Source organism: Acutalibacter sp. JLR.KK004 (assembly GCF_036941085.1).
GTDB lineage: Bacteria > Bacillota > Clostridia > Oscillospirales > Acutalibacteraceae > Acutalibacter.
The window spans coordinates 562466-585501 of sequence record NZ_JAYMNQ010000002.1; the positions used below are offsets into that span (position 1 = coordinate 562466).

31 protein-coding genes, 1 tRNA gene and 2 pseudogenes are annotated in these 23036 nt (G+C 52.2%); 22 read left to right on the forward strand and 12 right to left on the reverse strand.

Annotated elements, in window-relative coordinates; translation table 11 throughout:
- Positions 1-148: 148 nt before the first annotated feature.
- A complete protein-coding gene (gene ppdK / locus VSQ30_RS17115; protein ID WP_334465799.1) occupies positions 149-2779 on the forward strand; it encodes a pyruvate, phosphate dikinase in 2631 nt (876 codons plus the stop codon).
- Positions 2780-2808: 29 nt separating this feature from the next.
- Here ppdK and VSQ30_RS20825 read toward each other — a convergent pair whose 3' ends face one another.
- Positions 2809-3189: a helix-turn-helix transcriptional regulator gene (locus tag VSQ30_RS20825; protein WP_502876307.1), complete on the reverse strand. Its 381-nt coding sequence runs from the start codon at positions 3187-3189 to the stop codon at positions 2809-2811.
- Positions 3190-3301: 112 nt separating this feature from the next.
- Between VSQ30_RS20825 and VSQ30_RS17125 the strand changes: the two genes are divergently transcribed.
- The 6 genes from VSQ30_RS17125 (at position 3302) to VSQ30_RS17150 (ending at position 6816) form a co-directional block, all read left to right on the forward strand.
- Entirely contained in the window at positions 3302-3490 is a 189-nt protein-coding gene (locus tag VSQ30_RS17125; protein WP_160641739.1) for a helix-turn-helix domain-containing protein, read from the forward strand.
- A gap of 36 nt (positions 3491-3526) precedes the next feature.
- Positions 3527-4198 carry a response regulator transcription factor gene (locus VSQ30_RS17130; RefSeq protein ID WP_334465802.1) on the forward strand — a complete coding sequence of 224 codons (672 nt, stop codon included), beginning with the start codon at positions 3527-3529 and terminating at the stop codon, positions 4196-4198.
- A complete protein-coding gene (locus VSQ30_RS17135) occupies positions 4182-5549 on the forward strand; it encodes a sensor histidine kinase (RefSeq protein WP_334465805.1) in 1368 nt (455 codons plus the stop codon). Before VSQ30_RS17130 ends, VSQ30_RS17135 begins: the two co-directional genes overlap by 17 nt.
- Before the next feature lie 136 nt (positions 5550-5685).
- A complete protein-coding gene (locus tag VSQ30_RS17140) occupies positions 5686-6039 on the forward strand; it encodes a hypothetical protein (protein WP_334465808.1) in 354 nt (117 codons plus the stop codon).
- On the forward strand, positions 5961-6548 hold the full coding sequence (locus VSQ30_RS17145) for an ABC transporter ATP-binding protein (RefSeq protein WP_334465811.1): 588 nt from the start codon (positions 5961-5963) through the stop codon (positions 6546-6548). The genes VSQ30_RS17140 and VSQ30_RS17145 overlap by 79 nt, the downstream gene beginning before the upstream one ends.
- 127 nt (positions 6549-6675) lie before the next feature.
- A complete protein-coding gene (locus VSQ30_RS17150; protein ID WP_334465813.1) occupies positions 6676-6816 on the forward strand; it encodes a hypothetical protein in 141 nt (46 codons plus the stop codon).
- A gap of 13 nt (positions 6817-6829) precedes the next feature.
- Here the strand turns inward: VSQ30_RS17150 and VSQ30_RS20690 are convergent.
- Positions 6830-7024 (reverse strand): annotated as a pseudogene (locus VSQ30_RS20690) (transposase family protein); the annotation flags it as partial.
- A 15-nt stretch (positions 7025-7039) separates the two neighbouring features.
- Positions 7040-7891, reverse strand: coding sequence for a hypothetical protein (locus VSQ30_RS17155; RefSeq protein WP_334465816.1), 852 nt, complete (start codon positions 7889-7891; stop codon positions 7040-7042).
- Positions 7892-8064: 173 nt separating this feature from the next.
- On the opposite strand from VSQ30_RS17155, the gene VSQ30_RS17160 reads away from it, so the two are divergent.
- Positions 8065-8141, forward strand: a tRNA-Val gene (locus VSQ30_RS17160).
- A 62-nt stretch (positions 8142-8203) separates the two neighbouring features.
- Here VSQ30_RS17160 and VSQ30_RS17165 read toward each other — a convergent pair.
- Together VSQ30_RS17165 and VSQ30_RS17170 are read right to left on the reverse strand one after the other, a co-directional pair.
- Positions 8204-9295, reverse strand: coding sequence for a tyrosine-type recombinase/integrase (locus VSQ30_RS17165; RefSeq protein WP_334465819.1), 1092 nt, complete (start codon positions 9293-9295; stop codon positions 8204-8206).
- A 256-nt stretch (positions 9296-9551) separates the two neighbouring features.
- Positions 9552-10175, reverse strand: a complete 624-nt coding sequence (locus tag VSQ30_RS17170) for a helix-turn-helix domain-containing protein (protein WP_334465822.1) — start codon at positions 10173-10175, stop codon at positions 9552-9554.
- Between the two features lie 136 nt (positions 10176-10311).
- On the opposite strand from VSQ30_RS17170, the gene VSQ30_RS17175 reads away from it, so the two are divergent.
- From VSQ30_RS17175 to VSQ30_RS17235, 13 genes are all read left to right on the forward strand, one after another.
- A complete protein-coding gene (locus tag VSQ30_RS17175) occupies positions 10312-10473 on the forward strand; it encodes a hypothetical protein (RefSeq protein WP_217960200.1) in 162 nt (53 codons plus the stop codon).
- A gap of 32 nt (positions 10474-10505) precedes the next feature.
- A complete protein-coding gene (locus VSQ30_RS17180) occupies positions 10506-10961 on the forward strand; it encodes a hypothetical protein (RefSeq protein WP_334465825.1) in 456 nt (151 codons plus the stop codon).
- A gap of 64 nt (positions 10962-11025) precedes the next feature.
- On the forward strand, positions 11026-11211 hold the full coding sequence (locus tag VSQ30_RS17185) for a hypothetical protein (protein WP_334465828.1): 186 nt from the start codon (positions 11026-11028) through the stop codon (positions 11209-11211).
- 126 nt (positions 11212-11337) lie between these two features.
- Entirely contained in the window at positions 11338-11688 is a 351-nt protein-coding gene (locus VSQ30_RS17190) for a hypothetical protein (protein WP_334465831.1), read from the forward strand.
- On the forward strand, positions 11685-12035 hold the full coding sequence (locus VSQ30_RS17195; protein WP_334465834.1) for a helix-turn-helix domain-containing protein: 351 nt from the start codon (positions 11685-11687) through the stop codon (positions 12033-12035). Before VSQ30_RS17190 ends, VSQ30_RS17195 begins: the two co-directional genes overlap by 4 nt.
- Before the next feature lie 13 nt (positions 12036-12048).
- The gene (locus VSQ30_RS17200) at positions 12049-12366 is read left to right on the forward strand and encodes a hypothetical protein (protein ID WP_334465836.1); all 318 of its coding nucleotides are present in this window, start codon (positions 12049-12051) and stop codon (positions 12364-12366) included.
- Entirely contained in the window at positions 12356-12640 is a 285-nt protein-coding gene (locus tag VSQ30_RS17205; RefSeq protein WP_334465839.1) for a hypothetical protein, read from the forward strand. Before VSQ30_RS17200 ends, VSQ30_RS17205 begins: the two co-directional genes overlap by 11 nt.
- Positions 12637-12870 carry a hypothetical protein gene (locus VSQ30_RS17210; RefSeq protein ID WP_334465841.1) on the forward strand — a complete coding sequence of 78 codons (234 nt, stop codon included), beginning with the start codon at positions 12637-12639 and terminating at the stop codon, positions 12868-12870. Before VSQ30_RS17205 ends, VSQ30_RS17210 begins: the two co-directional genes overlap by 4 nt.
- A gap of 84 nt (positions 12871-12954) precedes the next feature.
- Positions 12955-13338, forward strand: a complete 384-nt coding sequence (locus VSQ30_RS17215; RefSeq protein ID WP_334465843.1) for a hypothetical protein — start codon at positions 12955-12957, stop codon at positions 13336-13338.
- 5 nt (positions 13339-13343) lie between these two features.
- A complete protein-coding gene (locus tag VSQ30_RS17220) occupies positions 13344-13505 on the forward strand; it encodes a hypothetical protein (protein ID WP_334465846.1) in 162 nt (53 codons plus the stop codon).
- A 13-nt stretch (positions 13506-13518) separates the two neighbouring features.
- Positions 13519-13875, forward strand: a complete 357-nt coding sequence (locus VSQ30_RS17225; RefSeq protein WP_334465847.1) for a hypothetical protein — start codon at positions 13519-13521, stop codon at positions 13873-13875.
- Positions 13872-15227, forward strand: a complete 1356-nt coding sequence (locus VSQ30_RS17230) for a DEAD/DEAH box helicase (protein WP_334465849.1) — start codon at positions 13872-13874, stop codon at positions 15225-15227. The genes VSQ30_RS17225 and VSQ30_RS17230 overlap by 4 nt, the downstream gene beginning before the upstream one ends.
- 12 nt (positions 15228-15239) lie before the next feature.
- Positions 15240-15452 carry a helix-turn-helix transcriptional regulator gene (locus VSQ30_RS17235; protein WP_334465851.1) on the forward strand — a complete coding sequence of 71 codons (213 nt, stop codon included), beginning with the start codon at positions 15240-15242 and terminating at the stop codon, positions 15450-15452.
- Here the strand turns inward: VSQ30_RS17235 and VSQ30_RS20695 are convergent.
- The gene (locus VSQ30_RS20695) at positions 15391-15618 is read right to left on the reverse strand and encodes a helix-turn-helix domain-containing protein (protein WP_350339963.1); all 228 of its coding nucleotides are present in this window, start codon (positions 15616-15618) and stop codon (positions 15391-15393) included. The genes VSQ30_RS17235 and VSQ30_RS20695 overlap by 62 nt on opposite strands.
- Positions 15619-15717: 99 nt before the next feature.
- On the opposite strand from VSQ30_RS20695, the gene VSQ30_RS17240 reads away from it, so the two are divergent.
- Positions 15718-15999 (forward strand): hypothetical protein, encoded by a 282-nt coding sequence (locus VSQ30_RS17240; protein WP_334465853.1) that lies wholly within the window; start codon positions 15718-15720, stop codon positions 15997-15999.
- Between the two features lie 141 nt (positions 16000-16140).
- On the opposite strand, the pseudogene tnpA reads toward VSQ30_RS17240, so the two are convergent.
- The 6 genes and pseudogenes from tnpA to VSQ30_RS17270 all read right to left on the reverse strand — a co-directional run.
- A pseudogene (gene tnpA, locus VSQ30_RS17245) lies at positions 16141-16446 on the reverse strand (IS200/IS605 family transposase); the annotation flags it as partial.
- 207 nt (positions 16447-16653) lie between these two features.
- Entirely contained in the window at positions 16654-17628 is a 975-nt protein-coding gene (locus VSQ30_RS17250; RefSeq protein ID WP_160642164.1) for an ABC transporter ATP-binding protein, read from the reverse strand.
- A complete protein-coding gene (locus VSQ30_RS17255) occupies positions 17621-18646 on the reverse strand; it encodes an ABC transporter ATP-binding protein (RefSeq protein ID WP_237076189.1) in 1026 nt (341 codons plus the stop codon). Before VSQ30_RS17255 ends, VSQ30_RS17250 begins: the two co-directional genes overlap by 8 nt.
- A gap of 28 nt (positions 18647-18674) precedes the next feature.
- A complete protein-coding gene (locus VSQ30_RS17260; RefSeq protein ID WP_160642163.1) occupies positions 18675-19628 on the reverse strand; it encodes an ABC transporter permease in 954 nt (317 codons plus the stop codon).
- A gap of 4 nt (positions 19629-19632) precedes the next feature.
- The gene (locus VSQ30_RS17265; RefSeq protein WP_160642162.1) at positions 19633-20574 is read right to left on the reverse strand and encodes an ABC transporter permease; all 942 of its coding nucleotides are present in this window, start codon (positions 20572-20574) and stop codon (positions 19633-19635) included.
- A gap of 390 nt (positions 20575-20964) precedes the next feature.
- Positions 20965-22728, reverse strand: a complete 1764-nt coding sequence (locus VSQ30_RS17270; RefSeq protein ID WP_334465858.1) for a peptide ABC transporter substrate-binding protein — start codon at positions 22726-22728, stop codon at positions 20965-20967.
- Positions 22729-23036 lie beyond the last annotated feature (308 nt).

The following is a 23036-nucleotide window of genomic DNA, read 5'->3' on the forward strand; positions in this document are numbered from 1 at the left end:
CAATTTATACTGGCAATTTCAGCGATTGTTTGGTATAATTCTGATAGCAGCCCGTAAGGACAGGCTTTGTTGTCCTGCCCAAACGGTTAGCATTGCTGTCACCCGGAGGTTTACGTCCGGTTGAACATTATTATGGAGGTTGATACCAATGAGCCACAAGTATGTGTATCTGTTCAGCGAAGGCGACGGCTCCATGAGGGAGCTCCTTGGCGGCAAGGGCGCAAACCTGGCGGAAATGACCAAGCTGGGCCTGCCTGTGCCCCAGGGCTTCACCATCAGCACCGAAGCCTGCACTCAGTATTACGAGGACGGCAGGAAGATTAATGACGATATCCAGGCCGAAATCATGGAGTATGTGGGCAAGATGGAGGAAATCACCGGCAAGAAGTTCGGTGATAAGGAGAACCCCCTGCTGGTTTCCGTCCGTTCCGGCGCCCGCGCTTCCATGCCCGGCATGATGGACACCATTTTGAACCTGGGCCTTAACGAGGAAGTTGTGGAGTATATGGCCAAGGCTTCCGGCAATCCCCGGTGGGCCTATGACTGCTACCGCCGCTTTATCCAGATGTATTCCGACGTGGTTATGGAAGTGGGCAAGAAGTACTTCGAGGAACTCATCGACGAGATGAAGGAAAAGAAGGGCGTCACCCAGGATACCGAGCTGACCGCTGAGGATCTGAAGGAGCTGGCAAACCAGTTTAAGGCTGAGTATAAGGCGAAGATTGGCGCCGACTTCCCCGCCGACCCCAAAGAGCAGCTTATGGGCGCTGTGAAGGCTGTGTTCCGCTCCTGGGACAACCCCCGCGCCAACTACTACCGTATGCAGAACGAAATCCCCTATTCCTGGGGCACTGCCGTTAACGTCCAGATGATGGCCTTTGGCAACATGGGCGACGACTGCGGCACAGGCGTGGCCTTTACCCGCGACCCCGCCACCGGCGAGAAGAAGCTCATGGGCGAGTTCCTCACCAATGCCCAGGGCGAAGACGTGGTGGCTGGCGTGCGTACCCCCATGCCCATTGCCCAGATGGAAGAGAAGTTCCCCGCTGCCTTCAAGCAGTTCCAGGAGGTTTGCAAGACCCTGGAGAACCACTACCATGACATGCAGGACATGGAGTTCACCGTAGAGCACGAGAAGCTCTTTATGCTCCAGACCCGTAACGGCAAGCGCACCGCAGCCGCCGCTATCAAGATTGCCTGCGACCTCATTGACGAAGGCATGAAGACAGAGGAAGAGGCCCTGCTGATGCTGGAAGCCAAGGCGCTGGACGCTTTGCTCCATCCCCAGTTTGACCCCAAGGCCCTGAAGGCCGCCACACCTGTGGCCACTGCTCTGGCTGCCTCTCCTGGCGCTGCCTGCGGCAAGATCGTCTTTACCGCTGAGGACGCTGTGGAACAGGGCAAAGCCGGCGAGAAGGTTGTGCTGGTGCGCCTGGAGACTTCCCCCGAGGACATTGAGGGCATGCATTACTCCCAGGGCATCCTCACTGTGCGCGGCGGTATGACCAGCCACGCTGCTGTTGTGGCCCGCGGCATGGGCACCTGCTGCGTTTCCGGATGCGGCGCTATCAAGATGGATGAAGCCAATAAGAAGTTCGAGCTGAATGGCCGCACCTATGTAGAGGGCGACTATATCTCCCTGGACGGCACCACCGGCAACATCTATGGCGAAGCCATTCCCACTGTGCCCGCCTCCACTGAGGGCGGCTACTTTGGCCGTATCATGGAGCTGTCCGACAAGTACCGCACCCTCCAGGTGCGCACCAATGCGGACACCCCCACCGATGCCAAGCAGGCTGTGGCCTTTGGCGCTGAGGGCATCGGCCTGTGCCGTACCGAGCACATGTTCTTTGAGCCTGACCGCATCGCTGCTATCCGCGAGATGATCTGCTCTGACACGGTAGAGCAGCGCAAGGCCGCTCTGGCTAAGCTGGAGCCTATGCAGCAGGGCGACTTCGAGAAGCTGTATGAGGCTCTCGAGGGCAAGCACGTGAACATCCGCTTCCTGGATCCCCCTCTGCACGAGTTCGTTCCCACTGAGGAGAAGGACATCGAGTTGCTGGCCCAGACCCAGGGCAAGAGCGTTGAGGATATCAAGGCCATTATCTCCGGCCTCCACGAGTTCAACCCCATGATGGGCCATCGCGGCTGCCGTCTGGCTGTCACCTATCCCGAAATCGCGGAAATGCAGACCGAAGCCGTTATCAAGGCTGCCATCAACGTGAACAAGGCCCATCCCGACTGGAACGTGGTGCCTGAAATCATGATCCCGCTGGTAGGCGAGGTGAAGGAGCTTAAGTTTGTTAAAAAGACTGTGGTGGAGACTGCGGACAAGATCATTGCTGAGGCTGGCGTTGACATGAAGTACAAGGTTGGCACCATGATCGAGATCCCCCGCGCCGCCCTCACAGCCGATAAGATCGCAGAGGAGGCTGAGTTCTTCAGCTTCGGCACCAATGACCTGACCCAGATGACTTTCGGCTTCAGCCGTGACGACGCTGGCAAGTTCCTGACCTCTTACTATGAGAACAAGATCTATGAGAACGATCCCTTTGCCCGCCTCGACCAGGAGGGTGTGGGGCAGTTGGTGAAGCTGGCTGCTGAAAAGGGCAAGGCTGTGCGCAAGGATATCATCCTGGGCATCTGCGGCGAGCATGGCGGCGATCCCACCACTATTGAGTTCTGCCACAACGTAGGCCTTACCTATGTTTCCTGCTCTCCCTACCGTGTGCCCATTGCCCGTCTGGCAGCAGCACAGGCGGCTATCAAGAGTAAGTAAAAAAGAGTCCTCTTTCCTTTGAATTACCGCTATCTTTCGAGCAGGCGGCAGCTTACCGAAAGGCTAACGGACAGTATGTAAGGAAAAATCAATGGAGATAAACTACCGTAACGGTATATATCGACCTTGATTAAGAACTGAATTAGGATAAGCGTATCATTAGAAATAGTGGTACGCTTATTTTTTCGCTTATTTACACCTTTGAATATCAATATGTACTCGTCAACCGACACATCGAACATCGTAATAAGCTGGATAAACAGCTTGATGCTCGGATAGTGCCCCACATTTTCGATAGAGTGAATGTGTCTGGGAGCATATCCGATTATCCCAGAAAGCTCCTCTCTTGTCATTCCTCTGGCTTCACGGGCTTTCTTGATAGCCTGTCCCATCGGCGTGAAATCTCTCATAATAAGGATACGAAATATCCTGCTGCAAGAGATGAAAGTTTATATTTGCACACTTGATATAGTTCGTTTAAACGTTCTATAATAAATACAGTACGATTTTAGGAGGTCAGTTATGTTTGAATATATGACGGCACAGGAAGTCGCTGAAAAGTGGAATGTATCACTTAGATGGGTGCAACGGTTATGCAAAGAAAATCGTATTGAGGGTGTTTTGAATATTAATCGAGTATGGCTGATTCCTAAAGATGCCAAAAAGCCTGCTGATAAGCGAAGAAAATCAGAAAAACTAATCAAAAACTAACCAAGCCTTAGTATAATCAGATTGGAGGTTTAAGATATGCCAAAGACAATACTGATTATTGAAGATGAAATCGCAATACAAAACATCTTAGCCGAGCCGCTTAGAACCTGCGGTTATGAAGTTGTAACCGCTTCGGATGGTCTGGAGGGTATCAATGCTTTTCATTCCCACCACATAGATCTTGTCCTTTTGGATATTATGCTGCCGAAAATCAATGGATATGCTGTTTGCGAAATGATACGACAAGAAGCCCAGACTCCTATTATCCTTTTGACTGCCCTTGATACAGAGGACGACCAGATAAAGGGGTTTGATTTGTTGGCAGATGACTATATTACGAAGCCATTTTCGATTAAATTGGTACTAAAGCGTGTGGAAGCATTATTTAGAAGAACGGAAACAGCGGATATGGATACAGACACCATTCGATACAAAGAACTTCAGATAAGTGCAAAGCAAAGACAAGTCCTTGTATCAGGTGCGGAGGTCATTCTCACGCAATCCGAGTTTGATATTTTACTGTTGTTCCTTAAAAATCAAGGGCGAGTATTCACAAGAGATGAGCTGCTCAATCTTGTCTGGGGATATGAGTTTATCGGCGAGGAAAAAAGTGTCAACTTCCACATTATGAATCTGAGGAAAAAGTTAGGTGTAGATTATATTGAAACGGTCAGAGGGGTGGGATATAAAGTTGCGAAAGAAAATTAGTAACTCTCTAAGTACAAAAGTGTTCCTTTGGGTCTTTACCGCATTGACTTTGTGCAGCGTTTTGATATACGGCATCGTCCTTGTATTTGTGCCACAAAGTTATCAACTCACAGGCAGCAAACAGTTTGAGAACAATGCAGGAGCGTTATTCTCTGCTCTGGAAAACAAAAGCTATGAGGAAGGGACGACGCTGATTACAAATTTCTGCATTGAGAACAACGCCGTGGCGATGTTAGGAAACGAAAAGAACAGCGTTACTTTCGGGGACTTTGAAACCATTGCTGATGACCTGTCAACGGCACAGACCTATACAACTGATGTGACCTTTGCAGAAGATAAAGCAAGCTATACGCTTTCTGTTATTTCTCTTTCCAAAACGGCAAGTGAACTGTTCAGTCTGCTGCTCCGCTTTATTCCGTTAGTATTGACGGTCATTCTGCTTCTATCTGCCCTAAGTGCTTTGATTTGCAGCCGAGTGATTGTTGTACCGATTGCAAAAATCAGTCAGATTTCCAAGCGAATGACCAAGCTTGATATGACTTGGAGATGTGATACAGACAGAGGGGACGAAATCGGCGTACTTTCTTCCAGTCTGAATACAATGGCGGCAAGGCTGCAAAGTACAATGGAAGAATTGGAAACGGCAAATCAGCAGCTAACCAAAGATGTTAAGAAATTTCAAAGGTTGGAGGAACAGCATAGGAATTTCTTTGCTGCTGTTTCCCACGAGCTGAAAACACCGTTGACTATTTTGAAAGGTCAGCTTGAGAATATGATATTAGGTTTTGGAGATTACCAGAACCACGACAAATATCTGCCGCAGGCACTAAAATCCGCCGAGGACATTGAATACTTAGTTAAAGAGATACTATCTATTACCAAAATGGAAACAATGAACATCGGCAGCTCTTTGGAAACACTTTCTTTAGCTGATATGGTAAGTAAAGTAGTTATAGAGTTGCAGCCTTTGGCGACTGAAAAAGACATTGCTATTTTTCAGAATATCTCCGAAGATATAAGTGTGTCAGTCAACCGCAACCTGTTCGGTAAGGCGTTATCCAACATCATTGGCAACGCCATCCGTCACTCTAAAGCAGATGCTAAGGTTTATGCAGATTATGACACGGATACGCACATTTTGGTTGTAGAAAATACAGGCGTATTTTTAGACAAGGATAATTTGGAAAATATGTTTACGCCGTTTTATAGGGCGGACAAATCCCGCAGCAAAGCCACAGGCGGAAGCGGTCTGGGTTTATACATTGTAAAAACTATTCTTGACCTACACGGAATGGAATACAAAATTTCGAATACCGACAAGGGTGTTGCGTTCTATCTGAAATTAAATTAAGCCATCTTCTAAAGAAGCCGTCAGTTATCTGGCGGTTTCTTTGCGTTTGGAAAAACGAACGAAACGCATATCAAATGCTAACTAAAAACTAATCAAAAAAAGATATGATTGTCAGCAGAAAGGAGATGAAGCCTAAATGGATTATAAAAAGCGGGCAGGTCTGTATCTGCTCCGTAAAAAAGGAAAAGCCATCAGTATCTTTCTGCTCATTATGGTCGTGTCGACCTTTCTCATTGCCTGTTTTTCACTCCTTGCCGCCTCCGAGAAGTTAGCGAGTGACATCCGAGGAGCTTTAGGAGCAGCCTTTTATCTAAGGGCGAGTACAGGCGTTGTATCAGACGAGAATGGCGAAATGACTGTTACGGAAAATCATATCCGTATTACTGACAATGAGATAAAGCGGATACAAAATTGCGGCAATATTGCGTACTACAATCCTATCAATTATGGATATGCCAAAGGCGAACTGCTTCCCTGCTTGGTGGATTAGACAGTCCGCTTGAGGGGCAAATCCTTTTTGAAGGGCAAGACATTGATACCGTAGGTCTTGCCACGCACCGCAAAAACAATGTAGCCTTTATCTTCCAGAGCTACAATCTGATTGATTATCTTACACCAAAAGAGAATGTGGCTCTGACTTCTAAACTGCCGCCACAGCCTATTTTAGAGCGGGTGGGACTGACCGAAGAAGAAAGCAAACGAAATGTTCTGAAACTTTCTGGCGGTCAGCAACAGCGTGTAGCGATTGCCCGTGCGTTAGCTTCTGATGCAAAGGTCATCCTTGCCGATGAGCCGACAGGCAACCTTGATGAAGATACAGCAGCAGAAATCACGGCAATTTTGAAAGAATGTGCCCATCAGATGAATAAATGCGTGGTTATCGTCACGCACTCCAATGAGCTTGCAAAGCAAGCTGATGTGATTTTAAAATTGCGAAAAGGAGAACTGCAAATTGCAGATACTCCCGATACAGATACGAGAAAAGGACGGAAAAACTAAATGCAGCATTTATCACATACCATTAAGGGGAAAAAGAACCCCAATTTACACAAACAGAAACTGTTATGACAAAAAATGGTGGAAAGCAGCGGGGATTCGGGCCGTTAAGACGGTGGCCCAGACAGCGGTGGCGACAATCGGCGCCACCGCTATGGTATCAGAGGTCAACTGGCTGGTGGTGGGCAGCACGGCCCTGCTGTCAGGAGTGCCCGATTTTTCTGGCGGACTTAAAAGCTTCACGCCCCAGCTGCTCACAGAGCAATATTAGACCTCTTGCGAAATTAGGCAAAACGGTCAAAATTACAGATACCAGCAATCAAAGAAAAGCGAAGTGCGAAACGATGCCTACGGTTGCGATAGCGTTCAGAGAAAATGCGAAACCTTTTGACAAAGCGGATAGCGTGTTCAACAAAGATACGCTCCCTTGAAATCTTGCGGTTATCTTTGCGTTCTTGTTTGGACAACGGATGATTCTTGGAACGCTTCTTCTTTTAATCCGCGTACGCCTGATACAAGTTTCCGTCTTTCCAAAGCCACGTCATGTGGGCGCAGTCAAAGCGGATAAACTGCCAATCGGTCGCGTCATAGTACGGGGTTCCGATGATACGCACCCGGCTGGCTTCAAAACCCCATTCCTCGCAAACCTCGACACGCGCCCGCTCTTCCGAAATTTCCGTGTCGCAGTTGTTCACCAGCCACTTATCGCGGCTTTCCTGATATGCAACGATTGCGGCAGGATTGCGCAAGCACCATGTATAAACTGCGTATTGGAAAACGTCGCCGGGTTTCAGTTTCTTTTCTTTAACGAACCGGGAAAGAACGTCATACAAAGGCAACACATCAAGTTCCTTGTCCCACTTGACCCGTCTTTTGATCTCCGCCGCGAACTCTTCCGCCGTCACCATGATTCCGTGACTTGCTTTCCATGCCCGATCATATCCGGCTTTCAATTCCTCTTCCGTGTCGTACAGATACCCGCGGTTTAGAATGAACTTTTCAAACTCATTCAGGGCGTTAAAATCCTTTGTTTCCGTCCTGATCTTTTCTTGCAACAGTTCACCGTAACCGGGGACCCGTTCCGGGGTGGCAGCTTCCGCCGCGGCGGTTTCAGCGACAGGGGACGCGGCCCGCTCGTTTTCATCGTAAATCCGGCTTTCCGGGTGTTTGTCGCTCCAAAACTCAATGCGCCCACCGTCGTTCACTTCATAGAACACGCCGTTTTCCTTTGTGGCATAGGTCTTGCGAATGACGTTGCCTTCCAGCGTGGAATCTTCTTTATACTGTACGCCTAACAGAATTTCGGCTTTCGCGGCTTCGTACTCTTGAAATGTAACGTGTTTCATTTTGGTGTCCTCCTTTGATTTCCCGGCCCGGATATACAAAAAAATTAGGGTACACAGGTCGTTTGACCTTGTGTAACCTAATTGTAATGCTTGCCGTCTTTCTTTTTTTCAAAAAGCTCTTGCTTTTTCCTGTCTTATCGTGTAAAATAATAAAGCAATTTGATTTTGTTTCCGGGCGCTTAGCTCAGCTGGCTAGAGCACCTGCTTGACGTGCAGGGGGTCAGCGGTTCAAGTCCGTTAGCGCCCACCATGAAAACCCTAGAAACCATGCGGTTTCCGGGGTTTTTGCTTTGTGTGGTCGGGTCTGGTCTTTTACGGATTGACTACCTTTTGACTACTTTTTGAAAAATCACCCCCGGCCTGACTACCGCCGGAAAGATACCGCTCCAACTGGATCAGGGAGGCGGAGGCGTCCTCCTTCTCCATGTGGGTGTAGATGTTGGCGGTCATCTGGATGGTTGCGTGGCCCATCAGGTACTGGGCTGTTTTCAGGTCGATGCCCGCCCGGTAGAGGTTACTGCAATAGCTGTGTCTGAGCTGATGGGGCCTCACCTCACAGGGAGAAGCCCGCTTGACCTTGTCCCACATCCGGCGGAACCCGATGCGGGTCATTACTTCCCCATCGGCACAGGTGACAACGTAGAGGCTTGTCCGGGGCACCGCCGCCAGCAAGTCCAGCAGGCGCTGGGGGACAGGGAGAGTGCGGTGGGCGGATTTGCTTTTCAGTTCCTGAATGGGATCCGGCTGGTTATTCAGGAACGTGACCGCCCGGTTCACCGTCAGCTTATCCCCCTGGATGTCACCCCATTGGAGCCCCAGGGCCTCCTCCCGGCGCAGGCCACAGTAAAGGCATAGCCCCACGAAACACCGGGCGCGGGGGTCGGCGCTTTCCAGAGCGGCCATAAGAGCCTCCTGCTCATCCAGGGCGAGGTACTCCTTTTTCTTGGGGCGGGCGTGGGGCGTGATCTTGATTCCCTCGGTGGGGTCGCCCTGCATTAAGCCGTTTTGCCTGGCAGTCGTGAATAGCTGCCGCATGGTGACAAGCACCTTCCCCTGGAGGGATTCTGATTGGTCTGCCACGGCCTGCATCACCTGCCGAACATGGACGGGCCTCACCTCCTGCAACTTGCGGGTAGCGATGAAGGGCAGGATATGGTTGTTATAGGCGTTGCGGTATGCGTTCTGTGTGTTATTCCGCAGGCCGCTCTTGTATGTAACAAACCACGTCTTAGCCCATTCATCCACGGTGGTGGTGTCCCCCACCACAAGGCCCTGCCGGTCTTGGCCCCGGAGAGCGTCAGCGGCCTGGTTCACCTCGGCGATGGTGCGGCCATAGACAAGCCGCGATCTGCCGTCTGACAGCATGACTTTTTTCTGATAGCGTCCATCCTTTCTTTTTTTCATAAAATAAAAACCGTCCTTTCCGCAAAGGGAAAATACGTTCCCTCTTGCTTTTAAGGGCGGGATGGGGTACAATATCGTTGTCGAGGCGATGTGTGCCCTACCCGGCCCATTGTCTGCCGCTTTTGGTGTTCCAGCACCGGGGGCGGCTTTTTTATTTTCCCTCGCCTATTTGGCGGGGGATTATTTTTTTCGCGTGTTTACGTGTTTCTAGAACGGTTTTTCTATTTGTCTTCATTCCTACAGTAGAACACAAAAATCAGTGGTGCTTGGAAACGATAACCGACTTTATCGTTTTGGCCTCTTCTTTTTCGATAGCCTCCAAGCGAGTTTGTAGTTCTTCGTTTTCTTTCTCTAATTTGTCAATTCTTTTTTCTTGGATGGCTTGGAGAGCCCTATTATGCTCTGCTGCTTTATCCGCTTGAGCTTTGGCATGGATAAGTTCATTGTCAAGTGTAAGATCATAGTATTCAGCAAAAGGATTTTTTCCATTCAAATTTTTTGCGAATGGGGTGATGAGCCGATACATTGCCTGAACAAATTGTTCTCTTTCAGTCCTGTCCATTTGAAAGTACGATTTCAGAAATTCACCTTCAAAATTTGAACATTTGAGTTCAGAAATCAAACGAGTTATTGCATCTTGCCCTTTGGTTTTATATGGTTCACCAACGCCGTTACGCATCCATAGTTCATTCACGTTGAATTCTCTACAGATAGCGAGGATAGATTGTTCACTTACCGGTCGTGTGCCGTTTTCGTAGTTGCAAATAGCAGACCGGCTCACACCAATGGCGCGGCCAAAATCATCTTGGCTTAGCCTCTGATCCTTTCGTATTGCGTAAACTCTACCTGCAAGGCAGTTTCCTAGTTTTCCTAAGTCCAATGTGATGCCTCCTCTCTAAAAGATAATAGCACAAAAAATTCACGGTGTCAACAAGAAATGCAAAAAACGCCTTGACTTATGACACATAGTGTATTATAATGTTCACAGTGAAACCAAAAGGAAGGGGGTGAATCGCATGGATGAAACTGCTATCCGCAAGGAAGGGAACGCCATACTGTTTGGTCTTCGGCTAATGTCAGAAGAAGAACAGAAAATCGCTTACGCAATGTTGGAAGGTATGCGGCTCCAGCAGACGTTGGATGCACAGCGAAAAGCTGATGAGAGGGACAGCGCCTAGCGCTTTCCCTCACAAAGAAAGGAGACAACCACATGGAAAACCAAAGAACTACAACGGCCTTTGAGGAACAGCGCCTGACCATTGACGAGGCCATCCGTATCTCAAAAATCATCGCTACCGCCCCGGCGGCGCGTATGCCGATGATCGCCCAGGTATTCAGCATGGCCAGGGTCGACCTGGATGGCCTGGAAGAATTGTTGGAAAACGAGAACCCGCACTCCCGTAGCGCCCTGATAGACACAGAGCAGTTCTTGTCAGAGCTGACCCAGGGCCGGGAGCATACCGAGCGCGGCTACCTGTTCACCTCGGAGGAATTCAATCTGTTCTGCCTGGCCCGTGACCTTCAGCCGCTCTTGGTGAAAAAGCATCTTTATCAGAAAGGAGTTTTGGAGGGCGTTACGGAATGTGGCAAGCTGCGGTATTCCGTTTCTATGCGGATGGGCAGTGAACACCAGCGACGGATTGTCATTGCACCGCCCAGCACATGAAAAACCCGCCCAAAGCGGCGGCTGCCAAACAGGACGTATGTCCCCGGAGGTGTCACCCCAGGGTTTGGCGAAGCTGATCAACATCACCCGCCGGGTCATGCTGGACATGGGCAGTACGCCTGTCGAGGTGGCTGCGATGGTTCAGAGCGTGTTCATCACCTATAATGTGCCGGTACCCTACGCGCTGGCAAAAAACATTCCCGAACAGCTGAGCATTTATGACCTGCCCGCTTTACAGCCGGGCGTATAAGCAAGAGCGCCTCGGCAGGTGTTAACGGCACCCGCCGAGGCTTGCAGACCTACCTACATTAAACACAACTAGGCCCGCAGGACTATTTTAACATACCTCCTGCTGGCTGGCAAGGAGGAAAATCAAATGTGTACTAACAACGTAGAAATTACCAAAGACCAGGAGCGTGAGGCCCTGGAGCAGATCAAGGCCCTGGTGGCCGGCCTGGGGCCGAACAGCTACATTGCCACCGCTTTCCGCGGCGTGTTCGATATCGCCGAAGAGAACATCGACAACGACTTCTCCGGGAACCCGGTCGACCACGCCCAGGAGCTGGGGGAGCAGTTGGCCCAGCGCACCGTTCAGGTGGGCCAGCTGGCCGAGGAACGTGACGAATACAAGGCCAGGGCCGAAGCCGCAGAGGCTCAGCTGATCGTCCTTAAGGCCAAACTCTACGACTACATGGCTGCTCAGGCAGAAAGGAGGGATCAGTCATGAAACCCAAAACGCTGGAAGAAGCTTGCACGGCCCTGACGGCGGCTCTTGTGGACTGCTTGGAAATGCTGGGCCACGCTCGGGACGAGCCCCAGCCCGCCACCCGCCTGTACACCTACGACGACCTGGCGCAGATGCTGGGCAAGTCCAAGAGCACGGTGCGGGAGTGGGTACGCGCCGGGGAGTTCGGGGAGTCGGTGACGGTAGGCAGCTCCACCAGGGTGACCCAGGCCGGCGTGGACAAGTTCATCGCCGACCACAGCGGCCCCGTGAAGAAGCAGCCCAGCAAGGCCCGGACACGTGCAAACCGAACGGTAGCTGCCCACAAAGGCCAGCCGCTGGGAATTTGAAAGGAGCAAAACCATGCCAAAATTCTACTTTACCTACGGTACCGACCCGTCCTACCCCTTCCAGGGCGGATGGACGGAGATAGAGGCGCCGGACCCAGACAAAGCTGGGGAGATTTTCTCTGCGGTCCACCCTGACCGCCATGCGGGAATCCTTAACTGCGCGTTCACGTACACGGAGGAAAGGTTTAAAGCAACAGAAATGTACAAGTCCGGCGGCAACTTTGGCTGCTATTGTCACGAGCGGCTCGTTTTTGATGGCTACCGCAATAAGCGGATCGCTTTCCATCAGGAGGCTTTGACGCCAGAAAGTGGGACCTCTGATGAAGATTGAACGCCGTGAGCCGGTAAATATCTTCCGCAAGCAAAGGAAGTGGCGGCTGCGGGAGCATATCCGAATCGCGGTCGTAGCCAAATACACCGCCCTGACAGTGGCCGGAATCCTGCTGTTCCGGGCCGGACAGACTCGGGCCCTTGCCGAACGTGGCTATGAGGCGCTGGGCGGGGAAGTTTTCGCATTATTCCTCCCCGTATTCTACTGGACGGTGTCGCGAATTATCCGGGACACCCTGGGGATGAGGGGGAAAAAGTCTTGGTGGCAGGAATGATACGGTCAATGATTACCATGCTCTGCGGCATCGCGTCCCTGGCCTGCATCCTCTGGCAGCAGCATTACATCCAGCTTCAGAACGAGGAAATACAGCGGATCCGGGAAGTCCTGTCGCTGAGGGACGAGCAGCTGGGACTTTATGAGAATATCAACCTGGAGCAGGCCAGACAGATCGGCTTGCTGAAAGAATATGCCGCTTTGCTTCGGCAGGAGGCAGGGCGTGAATAAGAAAAGCCGCTCCCCGGCTGGCACCGGAAAAGCGGCAAGCTAAAAAAACCAATATCATTATATCGGGAAAGGATACGTTTGTCAATGAAAATGGCATTGCAAGGCGCCACCCTCATTTTGATTGAGGTGGACACCGCCCAATTTACCATTATCAAAAGCTGGAACAAAATGCGCTGGGACAAGACCACAAAGCAGCTGCGTGGTACCGCTGACCTGGAACTGCTGGACAAGCTGGCTGGATTGGTACGGCTGACTCCCAGTGTAGAGACCCGCCGTCGGGAGTTGCGCTGGGTGCTGGACGCAGTGGATCAGGAGCGCACAAACCCTGAACCCAGGCCCTTTTACAAGTACCCGGTGAAACTACCGCTGTACGCTCATCAGGTGAGAGGGGCAAATATGGCCCTGCTGGAGTTTGGATGGGTACCGCCGGAGGGGAATATTATCCGGCTGAAGGACTGGAAAGGGTGATTTCAATGAAAGAGCCGTGGATTGTATTTTACTTGCAGGACAAAGAACTATGCGCAATTACAGTTCGTGGGAGCTTTCCAGGTGAAATTGCAGCCACAAAAGAACAATTAGCTGCGGAGCATGGCTGTAGCAAGAAAGAAATCCATACAGAAATTATCGTTAGATAAAAGGGGGTATCCGATGAAATTACCCATGAGCGATGCCGAAATCGCAAGGCGTTACCGCAACGGCCTTGACCCGAAAAAGGCGGTCAAGATTCTGGCTCAGCTGAACGGCGCCGGTCCCTCGGACATTACTGCTGCGCTGATCCGAGAGGGGGTAGTGCTGGACACGCCCCCGCCGACCCGCAAGAAACGAAAGCAGCTGGATCAGCAGGAAGCCCGGCGGCTCTATGACCAGGGCCTCAATGACGGCCAAATTGCTGACAAGCTGGGAGTGTCCCCTGGCGGGGTATATGCTTGGCGATACCGCAATGGGCTCCCGGCCAGAACGACCACAGGTTACCACAAACGGCGGAAAAAGGAGGGGTGTGCATGAGCGGTAAAGGCTTCGGTTTCTTATTTGAAATGGGTTGTGGCAAGACCTTAACAGCCATCGCCGTGGCCGGGACCGGCTACAAGCTGGGGCACCTCCGGCGAGTGCTAATCGTGGCCCCCACCAGTGTGTGCGCCGTGTGGCCCAAAGAGTTCCAGGAGTATGCTGACTTCCCCTACACCGTGCGCACCCTGCTGGGTACCAAAACGCAGCGCCTCAAGGAACTGGATGACCTGGAAAAGTGGCCGTTCCCGGCGCTGCTGGTGGCGGTGATAAATTATGAGAGTACATGGAGAGAGGGTATATTTGAGCGCCTGCAAGCCTTTGACGCCGACCTCATCATATGCGACGAGAGCCAGCGCATCAAGACTCACGACGCCGCCCAGAGCAAGGCCATGCACCGGCTGGGCGACCAGTCCCGGTACAAGCTGATTCTCTCCGGCACCCCGGTGCAGAATGACGCGATGGACATTTTCAGCCAGTACAGATTCTTAGACCCAACCATCTTCGGACAGAATTACTATACTTTCCGCAACCGCTATGCCGTGATGGGAGGCTTCAACAAAAAGCAGGTGGTGGGTTACCGGGACATGGACGAACTGATCCGCAAGGAACACAGCATCGCCTACCGGGTCACCAAAGAGGAAGCGGTGGACCTGCCCGAGCAGACCTTTGAAAACCGCATCGTCGCCCTGGGCAAGAAAGAGCGGGGCATCTACAACCAGCTGAAGCGGGACAGCGTGGCCCAGCTGGAGGGCGGCGGTCAGGTGACGGCCACCACGGTGCTGACCCGGCTTTTGCGGCTGCAGCAGTTCACCGGGGGCTTTCTGGTAGAGGACGAGGCCACAAGGCCCCAGCTTGTGAGCCGGGGAAAGCTGGACGCTCTCGCGGATATCCTCCACGACTATGTTCTGGAGGGCCGCAAGAAGCTGGTCATCTTCGCCCGGTTCATCCCGGAGGTGATGGAAATTATCAAGCTGACCGGGGATATGCTGGGCAAGGCCGGAAAGCGGTGTGTGGCCATCTACGGCGACATACCAAAGGAGCAGCGGAGCGATATCGTCCGGCAGTTCCAGATCGACCCGGACACGATGGTGATTGTGGGGCAGATTGACACGCTTGGGGTAGGGGTGACGTTGACGGCTGCGGACACTTGTGTTTATTACTCCGTCAACTGGAATTATGCTACTTATGAACAAAGCCTGTCCCGTATCCACCGTTTAGGGCAAAAGCATCCATGTCTGTACATCCATCTCATAACTGAAAAAACAGTGGATGAAACCGTGATGAAAGCCCTCGCGAGGAAAGAGGACTTAGCAAAAACCATAGTAGATAATTGGCGAGAATATTTCTAGGAGATAAATTATATGAGAGCGAATTTAAAAGAGGCAAGAAAAGCTGCTAGATTAACTCAACAGCAAATGGCGGATAGATTGGAAATTAGTTTGCGATATTATCAGCAGATAGAAGCTGGGGATCGTACCGGGGATTTTATCATCTGGGACACACTGGAAGATATCACTGGAATCCATCAAAGGTTTTTAAGGGAGATAAGTCCCGGCAGAGCAGATAGTCAGTAGGAACATCCAAAACATCGGCTAGCTTCACAAGCATATCAAGGGATGGTTCCCTGACGCCCTGCTCATAACACTGATAGCTGCGCAAAGCAATACCCACGGCATCAGCAAGCCTCTGTTGTGTAAACTTCCTAGCCAACCGAACTTCTCTCAATTTTTTTCCAAACATTTTGCGTTCCTCCAAAAATAGTATTGACTACGCGCAAATTGTACGCTATAATGTGAGCAAATACAACGTGCATTTTGCGCGTAAAACGGAGGGACAATTATGCCAGTTATTAATGAACAAACTCTGTACCATGAAATTTTTGACATACTGGACGGTATCGCTAGCGCCCAGTATAGGCTTGAATGTGCGTTGAGAGTATTCCAGATGGTAGCGGATGTCATGCCGATGGACACCCCCGACGATTGGGAGAAAGGGCTGGCCGGTGCGGAAATTCTTCTGCATGACGCTACGGTGGAACTGCGGCAGGGAGTAGATGAAGCGACGACCTTTTGGAAAAAACTGAATAACGTAAGGAGTGGAGAAGGTGCCAAAGTTCATTGATTTGACTGGTCAGCGCTTTGGGAAACTGATTGTTCTGGAACGTGCGGAAAATGCAGATGATGGGGCGACAAGGTTTTTGTGTCTCTGCGACTGTGGAAACACAAAAGTTATACGGTCAAAACATCTAAAGTCTGGCGCTACTCTACGCCCATATTTGTATTTCAAGTTCGCATGTCTCTCAAATATCATCAGGGTACTCTTCCCTTTCAGATATCCCATAAATTCTCCCACGCTCAACTTTGGCGGTATAGAAAGCAGCATGTGGATATGATCGAGCATTGCATGGGCTTCTATGATTTCCACATGCTTGTATTCACATAGCTTCCTCAGGATTTTCCCTATATCTGCCCGCAGTTTCCCATATACTACTTTCCTGCGATACTTTGGTACGATCACAATGTGGTATTGACATTTCCATTTTGTATGTGATAAACTTTGCTCGTCCATTTGGACTGACCTCCTTTGATTTTTGTGCGGTTGGCGTTACCCGCTTCCATTATATCAAAGGAGGTCTTTTTTTATAATCAACGCTATCGCTTTCTTCGGTCTCCGCCGGCATAGCCGGTGGTTGCTCTTATAATTTAAAAATCCCGCCCCTGCGCTCTTGCAGGCGGCGGGATTTTCCCTTTTCGTTTCAAAACAGTCTGGGAAGCTTTACTTCTCCGGCTCTACCAGGTGGCAGGCTACGAAATGCCCGGGCACAATCTCCTGCAGCACAGGCTTAGATTCCCGGCACTTGTCGCAGGCCCGGGGGCAGCGCCCGGCAAAGTTGCAGCCCTTCGGGGTGTTGATGGGACTGGGCACGTCGCCTGAAATGATAATCCGCTGCTTTTGCGCCTCTGCACTGGGGTCTGGAATGGGAACAGCGGACAGCAGGGCCTGGGAGTAAGGATGCAGGGTATTCTGGTACAGCTCGTCAGAGCTTGCCAGCTCCACCACATTGCCCAGATACATTACAGCGATACGGTCGCTGATATACTTCACAATGTTCAGATCGTGGGCAATGAACAGATAAGTCAGCCCCAGCTTCTCCTGCAAGTCATGGAGCAGATTGATAACCTGAGACTGGATGGACACGTCCAGGGCGGAAATCGGCTCGTCACAGACGATAAACTCCGGCTCAATAGCCAATGCCCTGGCAATGCCGATGCGCTGGCGCTGGCCTCCGGAAAACTCATGGGGGAAGCGGTTGGCATGCTCCCGGTTCAGGCCCACCATTTCCAGCAGCTCATACACCCGCTCCTTGCGGCGCTTTTCATCATACATTTTGTGGATAACCATGCCTTCCTCAATGATGGAGGACACGGTCATGCGGGGATCCAGGGATGCATACGGATCCTGGAAGATAATCTGGGCCTTTTTGGCATAGCGGAACCGGTTTGCCCCTTTAGAAAGGTTTAAAACCTCTCCTTTATAGGAAAGCTTGCCGGAGGTGGGGCTGTAAATACCCATAGCCACCCGGCCCAGGGTGGACTTGCCGCAGCCGGACTCTCCCACCAGGCCCATAGTCTCCCCTTTGTGGATATCAAAGGTTACGTGATCCACAGCTTTCAGGGTGCCGCCGGAAACCTTGAAATATTTGCAAATGTCCTCCAGAGAAAGAAGCACTTCCTTTTTGTTCTCAGACATCCTTTTCACCTCTTTCTTCCGCGCTGGGGCAGTCGGGGTGCAGCAGCCAGCAAGAGGCCGTATGGCCCTCGCCTATGGTAAACTCCGGGGGCTGCTCCTCCCGGCAGATATGCATGCAGTGGGTACACCTGGCCCCAAAGGCGCAGCCTTTGGGCGGGTCAAGCAGGTCGGGGGGAGATCCGGCAATGGACACCAGCCGGTCTTTCTTGTCCGCATCCACAGAGGGCAGGCTCTTTAAAAGCGCCTGGGTGTAAGGGTGTGCGTTGCGGTAGAAAATATCCTCGCAGGTGCCGGTTTCCACAATCTTCCCGGCATACATCACTGCCACCCGGTCTGCCATGCTGGCCACTACGCCCAGGTCATGGGTGATTAAGATGATGGCTGTGTTCACCTGCTCTTTGATTTCCGCCAGCAGATCCATAATCTGGGCCTGGATGGTTACGTCCAGGGCCGTGGTAGGTTCGTCGGCAATGAGTACCTTGGGGTTGCAGGACAGGGCCATAGCGATCATGGCCCGCTGGCGCATACCGCCGGAAAACTCATGGGGATACTGCTGGGCGCGCTCCTCGGGATTGGGGATGTTCACCTGGGAAAGGCACTTGATGGCCTCGGCCTTGGCGTCCTCCCGGTTCATATGGGTGTGGTGGACAATGGCCTCCACAATCTGCTTGCCCACCCTTTTAGTGGGGTTCAGGCAGGTCATAGGATCCTGGAAAATCATGGAAACTTCCTTGCCCCGCAGCTTCTGCATCTCTTTTTCAGAGGCGTTTACAATGTCCACATCCCCCAGGGTTACCGCCCCTTCGGGAATGCGGGCGGGGGGCATGGGGTTCAGCTTCATAATGGTCTGGGCTGTCACGCTTTTCCCGCAGCCAGACTCTCCCACAATCGCCAGCACCTCGCCCTGGTGCAGGTCAAAGGTGACGCCCCGTACAGCCTGCACCTCCCCAGCGTAGGTGTCAAAGGACACATGGAGGTTATCCACGCTGAGGACCTTATTGTTCATGTCTTTAGCCATATTCGATTCAATCCTTTCTCCCAGCGGGTCAGCGTCTCAGGCGGGGGTCAAAGGCGTCCCGCAGGCCGTCGCCCAGCAGGTTAAACGAAAGCATGGTCAGGCTGATGGCGATGGCAGGAATCCACAGCTTGCTGGGATACACCTGGAACACCGACGCACCTTCCTGGGCCAGCACGCCCCAGGAAGGCTGGGGCACCGGCACGCCTAAGCCGATGTAGGAAAGGAAAGCCTCTGTAAAGATGGCGCTGGGCACTGCCAGGGTGACGTTGATGATAATGACGGAAAGGGCATTGGGAAGCAAGTGCTTGGCGATAATCCTGGAAGCCTTGGCGCCCATGGCCTCTGCGGCCACCACGAATTCCTGGTTTTTCAGGCTCAAAGCCTGGCCGCGCACCAGGCGGGCCATGCCCGTCCAGCCCACAGTGGCGTAAGCCACCACCATGCTGAAGGTGCCCTTGGGCAGCACCATCATCAAAAGCAGCACCACAATCAGATAGGGGATGCCGTTTACAATTTCCACAATGCGCATCATCACGTTGTCAACAACCCCGCCAAAATAGCCGGAAACGCCGCCGTAAATCATGCCGATAATCAGGTTTACAAACACTGCGGCAAAGGCAATCATCAGGGACACCCTGCCCCCTTCAAAGGTGCGGGTCCACATGTCGCGGCCCAGCTTGTCGGTGCCGAAAATATGCACAGCGTTCTGCCCCTCAAAGCGCTCGTCCACGCAGGCAGAGAACAGGCCCTGGTTGGTTTCCGCCAAATGCTGCTCCCGGCTGGAGAACGGGGAGAAGAAGGGTAGCAGGATACAGGACAGCAGCAAAATGATAATAAACACCAGGCATACCAGCGCCACCCTGTTTTTCACCAGGCGGCCCATGGCGTCCCGCCAGTAGGTCAGGCTTGGGCGGGAAATGCCTTCCCGGTGCTCCGGGTCTGCACCCACCCAGCCAAAACGGCTCTTGTCAATTTTTTCCATCTGCTCAGCCCTCCTCCAGCTTCACTCTCGGGTCGATAAAGCCATATGTCAAGTCCACCACAAGGTTTGCCAGAATCAGGAAAGCCCCGTAGAAAATGGTGGTACCGGAAATCATGGTGTAGTCCAGCACCTGGATGCTCTCCACAAAATAGCGTCCCAGGCCCGGCACAGCGAACACGCTTTCCACCACGAAAGCGCCTGTCAGCACGCTGGCGGTGATTGGCCCCAGCACTGTAACCACAGGCATAATGGCATTGCGGATGGCATGCTTCCAGATAATGGCCCCCTGGGAGAGGCCCTTTGCCTTGGCTGTCTTAATGTAGTCCTGGCCTAAAACGTCCAGCATGCTGGTGCGCATCAGACGGGAAATCTGTGCCAGGGAACCAAAGGCCAGGGCAAACACCGGCAGGATTTTCGAGTTGAAAGCGTCCCAGCCGGTAACGGCGAAAATGCGCACAGGCTTTGTTTGCAGGAAGAGCTGCAGGCCCAAAAAGTATTGCAGCACAGCCGCCACAATAAAGCTGGGCACAGAAACGCCTATCAGCGCGATAAGCATACAGATGGTGTCTGTGGGCCTGCCCCGCTTGATGGCGGCAATGGTGCCCAGCAGCACGCCCAGCACAAAGGCAATCAGAACGGCGCGGATGCCCAGGTCAAAGGAACAGACAAAAGATTCTCCAATGATGGTGGTCACAGGGCGGTCGTTGTTCAGAGAAAGCCCCAGATCCCCGTGCAGGCAATTGCCAAGGTATATGATATACTGGGTAGCCACAGGCTTGTCCAGGCCATACTTGGCGTTAAGGGCTTCCATGGTCTTTTCCGGAAGCTGCTTGTCGCCTGTAAACGGGTCGCCGGGCAGCAGGCGCATCATGAAGAACGTCAGCGTAACCAGCACAAACAGCGTTACAATGGTATAGCCTACCCGCTTCAGTATATACTTAGCCATAGGGCAATTTCCCCCTTTCCTCTTTTTTAGTTGATTTTTCGTGCTTCCTGCCAAACAGGCAGGCTATATAAAAAGGGCCAAAGGGGGGACTTTCCATCTGCCGCCTTTGGCACAATTGAACGTTCCATATAATCCGCGCAGTGCCCATACCCTTTCCATTCAGCTTTTCTTGCTTTTAGAAAAGCTGCCGGGAAAACCGGTACCGGTTTCGCGCTTCTTTCATCTGCCCATCCCTTATTATACTGCCTTTGGAACGGGTTTTCAACAGGAAATTTTTCTGCTTTACAACTTTTTCACGATAAACCACATAAATACCGCAGGGCGAGAGCACCTATAGTTCAGATGCCCTCGCTGTGCTTCCGGTATTTATTTACAGCTTGCCGCTGCTTCTTACTTCATCTTCGCAAACACCACGTTGATGTCCTGGAAGGTGGAGCGGTGGATGCCGCTTTCCACACGGTCAGTGTTGATGGCGTAGCAGGCGCCTCTCCAGTAGGAGGGGGCAACGGGAAGATCCTCTACGATGAGCTTCTCGCACTCGTAGAACTTCTCCTGACGCTCTTCGCCAACTTCCATCATGGTGGCCTCAGAAATCAGCTTGTCATAGGCTTCGCTCTTATAGCCAGTCTGGTTGTTGCCGCCAGTGGACACCCACAGATCCAGGAAGGTCATGGGGTCGTTGTAGTCGGGGCCCCAGCCGGTCATGGACATGACATAGTTGCCGTCCTTCCGGTTAGCGGAGCCGTTCTTGGTGGGCATGGGGTTCACAGTCACTTCGATGCCCAGGTTCTGCCTCCACTGCTCCTGATAGTAAGCAGCGATGGAAGCGGAGAAGTCATCGTCGCCGCAGTCGATAGACAGGCTGGCGGACAGATCCTCCACGGTGCAGCCCAGCTCGGAAAGGGCAGTCTCCAGATAGCCCTTGGCAGCTTCAGGGTCGCCCTTGGCAGGGGTCATTTCCGCGCCGCCGTTCCAGGCAGTCAGGCCCTCGGCAAAAGACTTGCCGTCAAAGCCCTTAACATCGGGGCAGGTGAAGCTGGTCATGGGCACGTTGCCGTTCTTCATAACGGTATCGCACAGGCCCTGCTTGTCAAAGCCCAGAGCCAGAGCCTTGCGCAGGTTAGCGTTCTTCAGATATTCGTTGTTATGGTTGAAGTAGATATAGAAAGCGGAACCATCGGTGTAGTTGATAACATCATAGCCGTTGGCTTTTGCCTGGTCGATAAGCTCGCCGGTGGAAAGGCCAACCATATCCACGCCGCCGGACAGGAACTCGTTGAGGGCGGCCTGGGGCTGCTTGATGTAAGTCCAGTTGATGGTGTTCAGGGACACTTCGTCCGCACGCCACCAGTCGGTGTTCTTTTCGAACACGATGCGGGTGTTGTGGGTCCACTCCTTCATCTTGAAAGCGCCGTTGGTGCAGAAGTACTCAGTCTCCTTGCTGTAGTTGTCAGCGCCCACTTCATTGTAAAACTTCTCGTTGATGGGGCACAGGGTGCCGAAGGAGAACAGGAAGGGAGCATAGGGTACAGCGTGATCCAAGGTAACCTCCAGGTTATAGTCGCCGTCCACCTTAATGCCTACCTCTTCCCACTCGCACTCGCCCTTGAAGTACGCGGCAGCGTTCTTCACAGCCAGGGTATCATAAATGAAGTAAGCGTAGTCAGCGGCTACCTCGGGGTTCAGAACCTGCTTCCAGGCAAAGGCAAAGTCGTTGGCGGTAACGGGGTCGCCGTTAGACCATTTCTGTCCCTCGCGGATGTGGAATTTGTAGACAGTGCCGTCCTCGGAAATCTCCACGTCGTCGGCAGCGGAGAGCTGAGGCTCGTCGTTGTCGTCCAGCATGTACAGGTTGTCATACAGATGCTTGAGCATGGAGAACTCAATGCTGTAGGTAGTCAGCAGGGAGTTCAGCCCTGTAGGCTCCATGGTCAGCACCAGGTTCAGGGTGTCGTCGCCTGCGGGCGCGTCATTGTTGGTGTCGCTGGTGGCAGGCTCGCTGGCGTCGCTGGCGGGCTTGCTGGTATCGGTGCCGGCGCTGCTGGCGCCGCCCTGGCTTGCGGTGCTGCTGTTGCTGCCGTCGCCGCAGGCCGCAAAGGTGCCGACTACCAGAAGAACTGCCAGAACCAGCGCTAAAATCTTGCTGCGTTTCATTCTCAAATTCCCCCTGATAAGGTTTGATTTTGGAATCACACGCTGTTCACGTATCATTCACAATAGGGTCATTTTACACGATGAATGGTTTTTTGACAACTGGCAAACCCGAAAAAATCCCTTTGTCCCGCTTCTGCTTTTTGTGTCATTTGCCTATTTTAATGCGAAAAGTTGCATGAAACCCAGAGTTGTTTCAGTTTTGTAACCACTGCAAACCCCCGTTTTTCAGGCAAAATCCGGGAATCCGCCTCTCCCCCGCAGGCTTTCCAGCCTCGTTTTTTGCAACTTCCCCGCCCTGCCCCTGCAAT